The following is a 13887-nucleotide window of genomic DNA, read 5'->3' on the forward strand; positions in this document are numbered from 1 at the left end:
CTCAGTCCCCCTCCCCTATTCCGGCCGAAGCGGGTCGGTCCTCTCCTGCCACCACGGCATTGCGCACCGCGTCGATATAGACCGTCGGATTGCTGAGCGTGCGGATCGTCGTGTCCATGTAATGCATGGCCGGTCCGGCCCGCACCGTCAGCACGAGCGTCAATGCCAGCAGGAACATCACCGGCATGATCTCGATCACGAGAACGCGGGGAACCACCCCCTCGATCGAGCCCCAGAACGTTCTTATCCCCACGCGGGTCATGGAAATGAGCGCGGCGACACCGGAAAAAATCACCAGGATGACGAGCGTCCACACGGCCGCGGTCGGGGGCACGCCGATCGCTCCAGTGCCCATCATGGCGGAAAGCATGGCGAACTTGGCGACGAAACCGGAAAGCGGCGGCAAGCCCGAGAGCAGAATACCGCAGGCGGCAAAGCAGGTGCCGAGAATGGCCATGGTGCCGGGCATGGTGACGCCTCCGCCCTCCTCCGGCTCGTCCTCATCATCGCCATAGGCTTCCATGGTCACGGCAAGCACGTTCGCGCCGGCATCCTGGCCGCGTTCGACAAGCTCGATCAGCATGAAGAAGGCGCTGATCGTCAGAGTGGAGCTTACCATATAGAGGAGCGCCCCGGACGAGATAGCCCCGTCGTTGATACCGAGTACCATCAGCAGCGTTCCCGAGGAAACGAGCACCGAAAAACCCGCGAGCCTGCCGAGAGCCTGCGAGGCGAACACGCCGATCGTGCCGAAGACGAGCGTGGCAAGGCCGCCATAGAGCAGCACATCGGCTCCGAAACCGGCGGACGGGCCCTCGCCGAACAGCAGCATGGTAAGGCGCAGGATGATGTAGATCCCGAGCTTGCTCATGATGGCGAAGATGCTCGCGACCGGGGCCGAGGCGGCGCTGTATGCCGTGGGCAGCCAGAAGCAGAGCGGCCACATGCCGGCCTTGATGAGGAAGGCGATGCCGAGCACGCCGGCACCCGCTTCCATCAGCATCCGGCGGTCGGGCTCGATCTCCGGAATCCGCGCCGCCAGATCGGCCATGTTGAGTGTTCCGGCCGTGCCGTAGATCAGGCTGACGCCGATCAGGAAGAGAAGTGCGGCGGCGAGATTGACGGCGATGTAATGCATGCCGGCCTTGACACGCAGCGGCCCGGAGCCGTGCAGCAGCAGACCATAGGAGGCGGCAAGCATCACCTCGAAGAAGACGAAGAGGTTGAACAGGTCCCCCGTCAGGAAGGCGCCGTTCAGCCCGACCAGCAGAAGCTGGAACATCGTATGGAAATGCGCGCCCGCCGCATGCCAGCGCGCCAGGGAGTAGATCAGCACCGCCACCGCGAGCAACGCCGTCAGCAGCAGCATCAGGGCGGAAAGCCCGTCTACGACCAACACGATTCCGAATGGCGCCTTCCAGTTTCCGAGGAGATAGACGCCGTCGAAGCCCTGCGGATCGATTTCGATCCGGAAGAGCGTCAGTGCCACGGCAAGCACAAGCAATGCCGAGGTGAGGCTTATCATACCCTTCACGAAACGCTGGCGCTCGTCGAAGAACAGCAGGATCGCTCCGGCAACCAGCGGGATGAGGACAGGCGCTATGATGAGGTGATGCATCCAGCCGTTCATTTCCGGTCGTCCCTCCCGTCGACATGGTCCGTTCCGGTGAGGCCGCGCGAGGCCAGAAGAACGACGAGGAACAGTGCCGTGGTGGCAAAGCCGATGACGATCGCCGTGAGCACCAGCGCTTGCGGCACGGGATCGGTCAGCGTGGAAATGGCGACGTCATCGCTCAAGATCGGCGGAACGTTCGTTTTCACGCCCCCCACGCCGAAGATGAACAGGTTGACGGCATAGGAGAGCAGCGAAAGCCCGATGATGACCTGATAGGTGCGCGGGCGCAGGATGAGCCATACGCCGCAGGCCGTCATGACGCCGATCGCGATCGAAAGAATGATCTCCATCAGGCCTCCTTCGCCTTTTCGGCGTCGAGTGTCCGTTGGCGATTGACACGGATCGACTGGTGCGCGAGCGCCACGAGGATGAGCACGGTGGAGCCCACCACGAGCAGGAAGACCCCGAGATCGAAGAGCAGCGCGGTTGCGGCCGGCACCTTGCCGATCAGCGGAACCTCCAGATACCGGGAATGCGATGTGAGGAACGGATAGCCGAGGAACCAGGCGCCGACGCCGGTCGCCACCGCCGTCAGCAGGCCGGCTCCCATCCACCGCAGCGGAAGGATGCGGATGCGGTCCTCCGCCCAGCGCGTGCCGCCCGCAAGATATTGCAGCAGGAAAGCGATGGACAGCGTCAGCCCCGCCGAGAAGCCTCCGCCCGGCAGATCATGCCCGCGCATGAAGATGTAGACGGCAAAGGTGATGACGATCGGGAAGAACCACTGCATGATGACCGACGGCACCAGCAGGTAGTCGCGCACGGTATCGCCGGAGGAACGGTTGGGGCTCTCCTCGTCGAACCGATCCTGTATCTGCTGCTGCTCGGGCACGTCCATGCTGTCCGCAGCGGGGCGGAAGCGGCGCAGCAGGGCGAATACGGTGAGCGCCACCACGCCGAGAACGGCGATTTCCCCAAGGGTGTCGAAGCCACGGAAGTCCACCAGTATGACGTTGACGACATTGCGGCCGCCGCCCTTGGTATAGGCGTTCTCCAGGAAGTAGTTGGCAATCGCATCCGGCACCGGCATGGTCATGACCGCATAGGCGATGAAGGTCATGCCGATGCCGCAGCCGATGGCGAGCGCCAGATCCCTGAAGCGCCGGAAGCGCGCCTGCAACGTGATCTTCTCGTCGCTGTCCTCGGTCCGCTTCGGCAGCCAGCGCAGCCCAAGCAGGATGAGGACCGTGGTAACGATCTCCACCAGAAGCTGGGTGATCGCCAGATCGGGAGCCGACAGCCAGACGAAGGTGATGCAGACGATCAACCCTACCCCGCCAAGCATCACCAGCGCCGCAAGCCTGTGGTACTTGGCGAGGTAGGCGGTTCCGACGGCAAGGCATATGCCGATAAGCCAGATCGCCGCGAAAGTGGGATCGATGCCTGAGAACGCGAAGGCGCGCGGCTCGAAGCCCGAGAGGTAAAGCGGCAGCAGCCCGGCAAGAAACCCGACGGCGACCACCCAGCGCAACTGCGGCTGCAGGCTGCGCGTGCCCAGCCGCTGCTCGAGCAGACGCGCCCACCGCCACGAGACCTCCACGAGGACGCGTTCGAAGATGCGCTGCCCCTTGATGTTGCGCAGGAACGGTGGGCCGTCCTCGCAACTCGAAAGGTAATCCTTGAGAAGGAAATAGAGGACCGCGCCGCCGACCAGCGCAATCGCGCTCATGATGAGCGGCAGGTTCACGCCGTGCCACACCGAAAGGCTGTATTCCGGCGTATCCTGGCCCAGCACGCTGACGACCGCCGTATGCAGGAATGGCCCGACCGAAATGGCGGGCATGATCCCGACGATGAGGCAGGCGACGACGAGAAACTCTATCGGGAATCGCATCCAGCGCGGCGGCTCGTGCGGTTTTTCCGTGGGCAGGTCCACCGGCGGCGGTCCGAAGAACACGGTATGGATGAAGCGCAGCGAATAGGTGACGCTGAAGGCACCCGCTAGTGTGGCCACATAGGGCAGGATGCGGTCGAGAATGGAATCGGCGTGCGTCTCCACCGCCTCGGCGAAGAACATCTCCTTCGACAGGAAGCCATTGAGAAGCGGCACGCCCGCCATGGCTGCGCTGGCGACCATGGCGAGCGTTGCCGTATATGGCAGGAAGCGGAAAAGTCCGCTCAACCGCCGCATGTCGCGCGTGCCCGTCTCGTGGTCGATAATGCCCGCCGCCATGAACAGCGATGCCTTGAAGGTCGCATGGTTCGCCATGTGGAAGATCGCCGCGACCGTCGCAAGCGGGCTTCCGAGGCTGAGAAGCGTGGTGATCAGGCCGAGATGGCTGATGGTGGAATAGGCGAGCAGCCCTTTCAGGTCCTGCTGGAACATCGCGAAATAGGCACCGAGCAGCAGCGTGACGATGCCCGCGAAACCCACCAGCCAGAACCATTCATAGGTTCCCGAAAGCGCCGGCCAGAGCCGGACCAGCAGGAAGACCCCGGCCTTCACCATGGTGGCCGAATGCAGATAGGCCGAAACCGGCGTCGGCGCCGCCATGGCGTTCGGAAGCCAGAAATGGAACGGGAACTGCGCGCTTTTCGTCAGCGCGCCGAGGAGCACGAAGACCAGCGCCGGCAGATAGAGCGAATGGCCGCGGATGATGTCGCCCGACTGGAGGATCTTGTCGAGATCGTAGCTGCCCACGATGTTGCCGAGAAGCAGGAGGCCGATCAGCAGGCAGAAGCCGCCGATACCCGTGATCGTCAAGGCCATGCGCGCGCCGTCGCGGGCCGCGGGACTGTTGTGCCAATAGCTGATCAGCAGGAAGGAGAAGATGCTCGTCAGTTCCCAGAAGACCGACAGCAGAATCACGTTGCCGGAAATGACGATGCCGAGCATCGCGCCCATGAAGGCAAGCAGGAAGGAGAAGAAACGCGGGACCGGATCGTCCTCGGACATGTAATAGCGGGCATAGACGACCACGAGGAAGCCGATGCCCGTGATCAGCATGGCAAACATCCAGGCGAAGCCGTCCAGCCGCAGCGTGAAGTTGAGGCCGAGCTGCGGCAGCCACTGCCCTTCAAAGCGAATGATTTCGCCCGCCGATACAGCAGGATAGCAGGCTGCGACGATCAGCAGCGAGAGTAGTGCGACAGCGCCCGCGAGCCATGCGGGCAGGACGCGCGAGCGCGTCTGCAACAGAAAAACGGATACCAGGCTTCCAACAAACGGCAGGACCAGCAGCAGAAGAAGATAAGGTCCCGAAGTTATCCCAATGTTCCGTTCCTTCCCTGTTCCGCCTGCAATATCGCCTTGTCGAAGAGCATCGACCGCCCATCTAGCAATATCAGCAAAAATGCCATATATGAAAGATAGTGACCAATATGGGCAGCTTTGGACGATGGGTCAAGCGGATAAGCCGAAGATTTTGACACCCGCTCTATGTCGGGCAGCCCGCGGCTTCCTGAACTGGACGCAGGCCGACCTCGCGGACCGTTCAGGCGTCTCACGCAGCACCATTCGCGACTATGAAGGCAGCCGGCACGACGTCCATCGCTCAACCGAAGCGCAACTGCGCCTCGCCTTCGAAAACGGCGGCGTGATGTTCACGTGTTCCGAGGAAGGACAGACCGGCCTCTGCCAGAAGGAACGTCCGGAATAGGACTGGTGGGGGAAGGCCTCTCCCACCCTCACCGGAATGAGCCCCCTCTTCGAGGGCTACTCTCAGCGCAGTGATTTAACGAGCAATAGAGTCGTCAGGCCGCTATTCCACTCCTCGTCGGGATAACGGCCGGCCTCAAGGTAACCTCTGGATTGGTAAAAGGCTTGGCTGGGATAATTGAATGTATCGGTTTCCAGCCGTGCCGAGGCAAACCCGGCACCGGCAATCTGCATCTCCACATGGTCCAATAACCGTCGTCCGATACCCTGTCGCGCATGCGACGAACGCACGTGAAGGGCGTTTATGAAGTCCCCTTCCCAATCGACCAAGCCGACGACTTCGCCGGCAACATCGGCCACCCATAACTGAAGCCCACGCTTGTTCACATAGGAAGTCGGCCTATCCTCCTGAATGAAGGCTTGCGCAGCGGCCTCTTTGATATTGGGCCGCCAAGTGCTCTCGAACGTATCGTAAAGAATGGCGCATAGGTTGGCGAAGTCTTCCGGCCGCGCTGCCCGAACGATGGTGTCTCTATCTCCAGTCATGTTCGCGCTGTGCCTGAGAAGACAAATCGAAATAAAAATTTGGTGGGCCCGGAGGGCATGATACACCGCCTGCTCTATCAATAGGTTAACCGATCCGGTTAGGTCATTACGTTCACGTATGTTCCCATATATCTGGCTAACCGATCCTGCCGCCCTATCCTCTTCCGGATGAGCGACATCCCTCCACCGACCGTTCCCTTCGGAGACCCGGCATTACTGGTGCCAGATAGCGATCGGGATACCGCTGCAGGATCTCATCGAGGATGCAATGAAGGCGGGATGGAAGGAGACGGAGGTCATCACTGCCATCATCGAGGTCGCGGATAACCTCATGCTGGCGGTCGGCTCCAATGCTGGATTGGATGCCCTGGAAAAGGCGCTAAGGCGGAAGCTGGAATGACGCCCATCAACGCACGGGCATTCGCCAAGCGGCAAGGAGGGCGCGCGCCTTCTTCGATATATCAAGACGATGCTCAAAGCTCGTCTCAACACAAAGGCGTTCGCGCTCAATGCTGCCGAGGTACTCAGCTATTGCTAGTTCATCGGCTTCCCCCGCCACCAGTCGCCAAAATTCCGGAAGGTAGGCGCGATATTCATCTTCCGGACCATCCATTGGATATATTCCTATCGGATCCCATTCTCTGAAAAGCAAACGGTCCAGTGCTTCATAAGCGCCGGCATCTGCCGCAGAAGACTTAGTCCCCATCTGGTCTCCGTTGTCGCGAGAAAACGCCTGCCCGTGAATTAAGAGATTCTATCTAAAGCGTTCTGGCGTCCTCATCCAGCCTAGGTGGGCTGCGACAGAGCTATTCTCTCAGTCGATAAGACGTCCCAGGCATCAGCCTCGTCGCGCAGCCCTTTGAATGACGGATGCCTCAGCTCCCCGTCATGGGTCCAGCCGCGATAGTCGATAACGGCGATCAGGGTCGGCGCCTAACTTGACGCTTTGGTGAAGGCGCTGAAGCGGAAGCTGGAATGACGGTGCCCACTTTCACCGCCGGCTTCGATATTCGGCGTGCCAAAGCCCGAAAGGCCCACATATATGCTGCTATTGCTTTCCCAGGTCGAGCCCGCGCCCGTCAGCGTACCGTTGGAGCCGCTAGCGGTCCGTCAGCCGCTGTCGTTATAGCGGCTGATGATCTTGTGGCCCGTCTTGCGGGAGATGCCGAACTCGCGGCACAGCGCCGCGATCGTCTCGCCATCCAGAACCCGCGCAACGAATTTAAGACGCTCGTCCATGCGGTTGCACTCCTGCCAAGGCACCTTCGATCTCCTCGCAAAGGCAAAAAGTGTAACCCATCTCTCCGGTATCAAATGTCACCCTTCTCTCGGGAAGGACATCAGTCAGTTACGCTCTGAAAACTAAAGCTGAAAATCGGTACAGGAAGCATATAGGAAGCAGCTATCTGTCATCGCGAACTTGTGGATAGTTTCGATAGGGTGTGGTTCGTCATCGGCTTCTGAACAGATTGAGTCAGCTTCTGGATTAGAACCCCTCCGCAGCTAACGCAGAAAACGGTTCGATAACGTGCTCAAAGCCACGTGTCAGCTTCTGTCCCGCGACGTTCTTCCACGACGAGAACGACATAGTTTACCAAGTCTCTCGGATTGAAAATTCGATCAACGACCTTCCAGATATCTCGGCTCTGAGGCTCCGAACGATCTAATCCCTGCAGCACTCCTGGATTTAGGATCGTGTCGCCTATCGACGGGAGAAAACCAGCAAAATCTTCGAGCCCATAATCCTGCCTTCCGTCTTCGACCTTGCCGTCCGGGCCTCGAAAGTAGATGCGCACGGTCACGTTCATAGCTTCTCTCCTCGATGTTAGCGGTTGTAGCCCAAGTAGGAAGCGATGCGGTCCACCGCATCCGAGAACTCCTTGGCGTCATCGTGCGACAGTAATAGGGAATGGTCGCCGAAATTGATGTACATTTGTGGCCCTTCTCCGCCGACGCTAGTCGTTCCTATCTCTACCAGGACGGACTTCTTCCTATCCAATGCATCGGCGATCGGCTTCTCCAGGTACATGGTCGTTCCCAATGAAATATCCCCCTTCAGCTGGATGAAGAGATGCTAAGCTTCGCTGAACCAGACGTGCAAGAGGGCTTGCCTGCAACGCATCAACAAGCTGGAGGAAATCCACGCATTTGAGGCTGTGTTTTTGTGTAGGAGCCGCTGCGGACCACCTGCAGTATCGTATCCGTGCTTGCCCGTCGCGCGTCTTCCTCGGCCAGCAGCCCTGGATTTCGCCTCGCTCATCCTCGTGCTATGGTGCCCTGGGGTTTTGAGGGTGGGGCTCATGCTGAGATTTGTTGCCGCCGCGATGTTCGCCATCGCTGTTTCATCGGGGTCGGTCCCGGCTGCCGACCCCACACATGAAAAGTGCACCTGCGATCTCAGCCGAGAGAGCGCACTTAACAACGGCGCATCCGTAAGGAATGCGACGGCATGCTGGTCTACCGAGGATCCTGATCGGCAATGGTGCGATATCACCGTTCAAGCGATCGAGGGCGACAACCGACACCAGACAATTATCAATGAACTTGTGCAGCTTCAGAACGACCCCGAGAGCATGACTGCATTTCTGCAGCGTCAGGCCGAGGAATCAATTCTAAGCAGTGCGGTTCCACCAAATATTGAAATTCTAAATCAGGCACGGGCCGATCTCCCTGCCCTGATGAAGACCTTCGATATGCGAACCTCGGCATGCGTCCAAGGTTTCATTCGATATCAGGAAAGGAAGGAACTCTTCACAGGTGTCGACGAAGTTGGCTTTTCCTGCCAAGTCGGGAACGTCACGGGGTGGCTGCGGATGTCATTCCGGGTCGGCAACGTGAGCTTCGTGTTTATGGTCGCACCAAATGCGTAACGGGTGGGGCAAGCTGACTATTTCAGGTGTGGTCTTACTTATCCTCACGGGTGTTGCAGGTGGCCCTCTGGGGGACATCGGTAGCGCAATCGCCTCTTGGTTCCTAAGCCAGCTCTCCGCTCCTCAAAGGCTGACCATCGACTTCAATGATGTTCAGGGCTGTTTGCAAGGAAAACTCTCCGACATCGCCAAACGTCAAATGGACGGTGTAGGGCTCACGAACGGCGCGGATTCTTTGACGATCTGCGACAATCAACCTCTCAATGCCGTTCGCTCGGAGCTGCCGAGCGCATTAGCGACCAGAATACCCGGCTGTCTGAATTGGAGGGGTTGGGAGACCCGCGGGCTGGTTCTTGTCCGAAAGAGTGACGCTGTTTGTGCACTACCTGGCGGCAAGCGTTTTGTTTGTGACGGTCCGAATGCACGGCTTGCCCTGGGAAACAATGCCGTGGGTGATTCATTGGACCGAATCACCCCATGTTCAGATGAACTATTACGCCGCTTTGGTTTCTCTTCCTGACCTGTATGTCAGGTCAGCAGATGATATGGCGGGTCGTCAACCGATATAATCCGCCAGAATTGACTTGCGAGCGCTCGAATTTCTCCAAGCCTTGGAATATCTGATGAATCTGAGCACCGGCTTTGTAGGTTAGGTCGAAGGTGAAGCCGGCGCGTTAGCAGTGGTATGACTGTGCCGGGGATTTCGTGACGACTGCTTTTGCATTAACGTCATCATATGTTCGCCACGCCCGCTCCCACCGAAGCCGCCGCGCCGATTGACGGCCCCACTACTACTGCCGCAGGGGGACGACGGCGCGACGATTTCAAGACACCCGTCAGGATCCAACTCGCTCAGCGCGTCGGCTATCTGTGCTCTCACCCACAGTGCCAGCGACTGACCGTTGGACCGCGGAAAGGCGAAGAGGGCGCGAACAGTATTGGCGTGGCCGCCCACATCAAAGCCGCGTCACCCGGCGGTCCTCGGTATGATGCCAGTCAGACGCCGGCGGAACGGGCGGGTGCGGAAAACGGGATTTGGCTATGCGCCGACCATGCCCACCTCATCGACCACAATCCGGAAGAATTCACGGTCGAGAAGCTGAAGAAGTGGAAGCAAGAGGCGGAAGAGCGCGCGTTCCAGCAACTTGCCAGCGGCAGGGGTCCAGCGACGATCGCCCAGCTGTCGGATGAACTTATCCAGGAGCTGGCGCCTTACATTTCACGGCTCGGACTACCGCAGGATGCCAACCTTGGGACGGTGCAAACGCAGGTACGCGCGGCGTCGCTGGCGGATATAGAAAGCTATGAGCGGCGGCGCAGCTGGCCCAGCCATTCCGTGACGCTAGAACTCACGGTCGACGGCGCTGACGATGTTCGCAATCTGGACCATGCCCAATTCGCTCAAGTTCTCGCAAATGCCCAGCATATCGTCCTCTTGTCAGCGCCCGGGACCGGCAAGACGACTACCCTCATTCAGATCGTCCGTAAAATGATCGAGGCCGGTCCCGCGCCGGTATTCGTGCCTCTTGGCGCATGGGCTGAGTCCGGCAGGGAACTGTTTGACTGGATATCCCGACGTAAAGGCTATGACGCGCTTTCCAGTGCGCACCTCAAGTTCTTAGCCGACCATGGCGAACTGGCTCTGTTCCTGGACGGCTGGAACGAGGTTCCAGAGTCGGCGCGTCGTCGCCTCATCAACGAGATGGAGGAGCTTGAAACACAGTTTCCGCTGTTGAACATGGTGATGAGCAGTCGCAGGATCGCGCTGGACGTTCCGCTCTCCGGACGTCGTGTCTCGATCCTGCCCCTCTCGGACAAGCAGCAGCGGGAAATCGCGGAGGGTATGAGGGGCCAGGACGGAGTACGTGCTCTCGACGCCGCTTGGCGAACCCCGGGTTTACGGGATCTCGTCACGATACCTCTCTACCTGCGTGCTTTGATGGAGGCGACCCCCTCCGGAATGTTGCCAGAGACGAAGGAAGAAGTGCTTCGCCGCATGGTCGAAGCCCACGAGGCCATTCCCGCCAACAAGGAGCTTTTTCACCGGGAGTTACATGACGTCCAACACGCCTACCTGACGGTCATAGCGGCTTCTGCCCAACGGTCGGGTAGGCCGACTATCTCCGACTGGGATGCGCGTTCGGCCATATCGAGAGCAGGCGAAAAGCTCGTATTTGATGGGCAGATTTCCTCTGCACCGAACCCGTCTCACGTCCTCGACATCCTAGTGGCCAGTCACTTGCTGGTCCGACAGGATAGACAGCTTTACGCCCTTCAACATCAGCAATTACAGGAATGGTTTGCGTCGTTTGAGTTTGAGGCGGGGCTTGTTTCGGCAGGTGATGACCTCAGCTTCGAGCATCCAGTTACGACGTACGCGCTCAACGACCGCAGTTGGACTGAAGTGGTCTTGTTCGCATGCGAGCGAATGTCACGAAAAGACGAGGCCGGTTCTAAGATTGTCGCCAAGGTGGTTGACCTGCTGCTCGGCATCGATCCAATCTTTGCGGCGCAGGTTGTGGCGCGATCGGGACCAATTGTCTGGGACATCATTGGAAACACGGTCATCCAGTTCGCACACGCTTGGCATGCTCAAGGCAAACTGGATCGCGCAGTGGGTTTCATGATCCAGAGCAAGAGGCCAGAGTTTGCCGAGATCGTTTGGCCTCTCGTTTCCGGAGACAGCGATCAGAGCCAAATGAGCGTGATGAGGCTCGTACCCCGGTTCAGCCCGTCCGTCCTCGGAGATCATCTCGCACGGGAATTCGCCGGATTGCCAGATAAGGCCCGCGAGACATTGGCCGCCGAGTTGGCGTTTCATGGTGATCGGGACGCCCTTGATGCGGTACTCGCATTGGCGCTGAATGAACCAAGTCTGGAGATCCGACTTCGTGTCTTTGAAGGCCTCTCTTTCCGTGCGGCCACGCGGCAACTGGAGGAACTTCTGCGAGCCTCTGGTGAGGAGTTGATGCTGGCAGTTGCGCGAAAGGCTCACTTCGATGGGGTTCGCGATCCAGCGCTATTGGCCGACCTGACGGGAAGGCGGCGAGCCTTAGTTGTGGCTGATGGATCGCCTGAGACACGTTTGGCGAGGGCCTTAGACTCCCTTCCGGACGACGAGGCAGCGGCAGCGGTCGAGCGCGAACTGAAAGATCCCGCATTCTCGTTCAAGGACCGCGGGCATCACATTACGCATGACGCCTGGACTCGCTTTCCAGGTCAAGTCGCCGTCGCACTTAAGTGGCGAGTGGAGAACGCTCTCAACCTTCCCCACCAACCGCGGCAGTATTTGGAGGGGGTCGCGCCTACCGATGACGAACCGGTAGCAACGCTGGCGCTCGAAGGTGACAATGGCGATCTACCAAGTACGGTGTGCTTTCTAGCCGGGCACCGTACCGTGCGGGAACTGATCGTTCGTTATCTTGATACCAGACGCAAGTTTCGGGCGGACGGCGAGTGGACAGAAGCCGCTTACAAGCCATCGCGCATGCTTGCAAACAAATTGGAAAGCACTCGCGCAAGCGTGCTAATCGATGCCTTGCAAGAGTTTGCTGAAGGGCTATCTCCTGAGGAGATCCACGACCTTGCCGATATTGTCAGCCGACACGGTCGCGGAAGCGACAGTGAGCACTTGCAAATACCTTTCGCGAGTAGGCCAACGGCCCTAAAGCTCCTAGAACAGTGGGGGTGGCAGCTCATCGAAAAGTCGGCATCGCGGCATGATATGGCGCAACTCACTTGGGCCATGCGCCGCCTCCCTGATGTCGGTCAAGTGCCGATCCTGGATAAAATGATTGAAGCGGATCTCGCGGGACTTCGTGCGGCCAGAGCGGCTTTTGCTGTCAAAAGGTCGAACGGTAGGGCCTTGAACGAGATGCGGTGGTCTCATGTCCAAGAGTATCGCACCGCACTGACAGCCATCGGCAACGATGAGGCGGAAGCTGTTCTGAAACGGCATCTTTTCGACGATGACTTTGGCCCGGAAGCGGCTGTCGGCCTCCAAGTCATTTGGCAACAGCGAAACGAACCTGTGATTGACGACAATAATCGCAAGTTCAGCAAATGGCCCGATTTCGCCCGCGCAGTCGCAAATCGGTCTAGGGACCGTACCCAGAGCTGCGACACCGCTGACTTACTGTTTGAGGCTGCGGAGAACCTGCGTATGGCACGATCGCCGAAGGAACTCGCGCGTGCGGCGCGATTTGCCGGTTGCGCCGTGCTGCTGCCGCATGGCGAACGCAGCGCGCTCCTGATCGAGATATTGCAAGAGGATCTACCGCATCGGCTGCGGCTCGAACTAGCGCAACGCATGACTGTCGGCGGGCTTATTGTCCCGGCTGGCATCATCATGAAGGGTCTGTCAGACGCGATGGCTGAACATGGTGATCGCAAATGGATACAGGACAATGACCTGTACACGGTGTTCGACTGGCTGGAGTTGTTTCCGGTTTCGGATCAGCCGTTTGCGCTTTTCGACGGCCTGGATGCGATCGCCGCAAAGTTCGATTTCGAGAAATGGCGTGTCCGGGACATCTTGAATAGCGTGCATCATCTGGAGGAGGCTCTTCGTGTTGAACTCTTACGCGGTCTTGCTGCCCGATACCCGCAGTTGACCGACCACTACGAGTTGTTCCTTGCGCTCAAGAATCCGGGGCAGGCAACGTTGGACTTCCTATTAGAAATCGCGGCCCGAAAATTCGGCAACAAGCCGATCGAGAGCATTACACGCTTCGACTATCCCGACGAACTATTTCTAACGTTGTCGCCAGAGGCAAGGGAAAGCTTGCCGTCCCTGTACGACGCGGCAACGGATGAACGACAGAAATCTTTTCTTGCCAGCATCCTTCTCGCGGGAGGAGATCACGACATCTTCCTGAAACTGGCGGAAGAAAAAACAGGACGCCTCGTTATCGGTCAACTCGGCTGGAATACCCGCTCCAAAATCCTTTACACCCACCAGCCTACCGGCACTGACTCGTCCTCTTATACGATCATTCCACGCGACCTTTCGACACTCCGGAAAGGTCTGTTTGGACTGACCTGCTCATCTGATCCCGAAGCGGCCAAATTCGCTGCCGACTATCTGGACCATATTGATGCCGAGCGTGACGCGGAAGGTGGCCTTGATGCTGGTCTCCGCCACCCCGATATCTCGTCGTTTCGACCGTGGCCTTCGGTGAACGAGTGAACTCGAAATA

Annotated in this window: 12 protein-coding genes and 2 pseudogenes; 5 read left to right on the plus strand and 9 right to left on the minus strand. The window is 59.0% G+C overall.

Annotation, left to right across the window (positions count from 1 at the left end):
* Position 1: 1 nt before the first annotated feature.
* Genes YH62_RS16260 through YH62_RS16270 form a run of 3 tightly spaced genes read right to left on the minus strand, consistent with a single transcriptional unit; the run spans position 2 to position 4883 of the window.
* Positions 2-1630, minus strand: a complete 1629-nt coding sequence (locus tag YH62_RS16260; protein ID WP_046795291.1) for a monovalent cation/H+ antiporter subunit D — start codon at positions 1628-1630, stop codon at positions 2-4.
* Positions 1627-1965, minus strand: a complete 339-nt coding sequence (locus tag YH62_RS16265) for a Na+/H+ antiporter subunit C (protein ID WP_046795292.1) — start codon at positions 1963-1965, stop codon at positions 1627-1629. Before YH62_RS16265 ends, YH62_RS16260 begins: the two co-directional genes overlap by 4 nt.
* On the minus strand, positions 1965-4883 hold the full coding sequence (locus YH62_RS16270; RefSeq protein ID WP_046795293.1) for a monovalent cation/H+ antiporter subunit A: 2919 nt from the start codon (positions 4881-4883) through the stop codon (positions 1965-1967). The genes YH62_RS16265 and YH62_RS16270 overlap by 1 nt, the downstream gene beginning before the upstream one ends.
* Before the next feature lie 85 nt (positions 4884-4968).
* Here YH62_RS16270 and YH62_RS16275 point away from each other — a divergent pair, with 85 nt between their 5' ends.
* Positions 4969-5274 carry a helix-turn-helix domain-containing protein gene (locus YH62_RS16275; RefSeq protein ID WP_046795294.1) on the plus strand — a complete coding sequence of 102 codons (306 nt, stop codon included), beginning with the start codon at positions 4969-4971 and terminating at the stop codon, positions 5272-5274.
* A gap of 62 nt (positions 5275-5336) precedes the next feature.
* Here YH62_RS16275 and YH62_RS16280 read toward each other — a convergent pair whose 3' ends face one another.
* Positions 5337-5819 (minus strand): GNAT family N-acetyltransferase, encoded by a 483-nt coding sequence (locus tag YH62_RS16280; protein WP_046795556.1) that lies wholly within the window; start codon positions 5817-5819, stop codon positions 5337-5339.
* Between the two features lie 268 nt (positions 5820-6087).
* Between YH62_RS16280 and YH62_RS31020 the strand changes: the two genes are divergently transcribed.
* Complete coding sequence (locus YH62_RS31020) at positions 6088-6219, plus strand: hypothetical protein (protein WP_280950059.1); 132 nt, start codon at positions 6088-6090, stop codon at positions 6217-6219.
* A gap of 6 nt (positions 6220-6225) precedes the next feature.
* Here the strand turns inward: YH62_RS31020 and YH62_RS16285 are convergent, their stop codons facing one another.
* The 5 genes and pseudogenes from YH62_RS16285 to YH62_RS16300 form a co-directional block, all read right to left on the minus strand.
* Positions 6226-6525: a hypothetical protein gene (locus YH62_RS16285; RefSeq protein WP_046795295.1), complete on the minus strand. Its 300-nt coding sequence runs from the start codon at positions 6523-6525 to the stop codon at positions 6226-6228.
* A gap of 80 nt (positions 6526-6605) precedes the next feature.
* Positions 6606-6749: pseudogene (locus YH62_RS30775) on the minus strand (ATP-dependent carboligase); the annotation flags it as partial.
* 189 nt (positions 6750-6938) lie between these two features.
* Positions 6939-7058 (minus strand): annotated as a pseudogene (locus tag YH62_RS29505) (helix-turn-helix domain-containing protein); the annotation flags it as partial.
* Positions 7059-7351: 293 nt separating this feature from the next.
* The gene (locus tag YH62_RS16295; RefSeq protein ID WP_046795296.1) at positions 7352-7627 is read right to left on the minus strand and encodes a hypothetical protein; all 276 of its coding nucleotides are present in this window, start codon (positions 7625-7627) and stop codon (positions 7352-7354) included.
* Between the two features lie 17 nt (positions 7628-7644).
* A complete protein-coding gene (locus YH62_RS16300) occupies positions 7645-7848 on the minus strand; it encodes a hypothetical protein (RefSeq protein ID WP_046795297.1) in 204 nt (67 codons plus the stop codon).
* 271 nt (positions 7849-8119) lie between these two features.
* On the opposite strand from YH62_RS16300, the gene YH62_RS16305 reads away from it, so the two are divergent.
* The 3 genes from YH62_RS16305 (at position 8120) to YH62_RS16310 (ending at position 13877) form a co-directional block, all read left to right on the plus strand.
* Entirely contained in the window at positions 8120-8689 is a 570-nt protein-coding gene (locus YH62_RS16305) for a hypothetical protein (protein WP_046795298.1), read from the plus strand.
* Positions 8682-9209, plus strand: coding sequence for a hypothetical protein (locus tag YH62_RS30135; protein WP_137326508.1), 528 nt, complete (start codon positions 8682-8684; stop codon positions 9207-9209). The genes YH62_RS16305 and YH62_RS30135 overlap by 8 nt, the downstream gene beginning before the upstream one ends.
* 216 nt (positions 9210-9425) lie before the next feature.
* Positions 9426-13877 carry a hypothetical protein gene (locus tag YH62_RS16310; RefSeq protein WP_052760436.1) on the plus strand — a complete coding sequence of 1484 codons (4452 nt, stop codon included), beginning with the start codon at positions 9426-9428 and terminating at the stop codon, positions 13875-13877.
* Positions 13878-13887: the final 10 nt, after the last annotated feature.

Source organism: Rhizobium sp. LC145 (genome assembly GCF_001005825.1).
In the GTDB taxonomy this organism is placed as follows: Bacteria; Pseudomonadota; Alphaproteobacteria; order Rhizobiales; family Rhizobiaceae; genus Neorhizobium.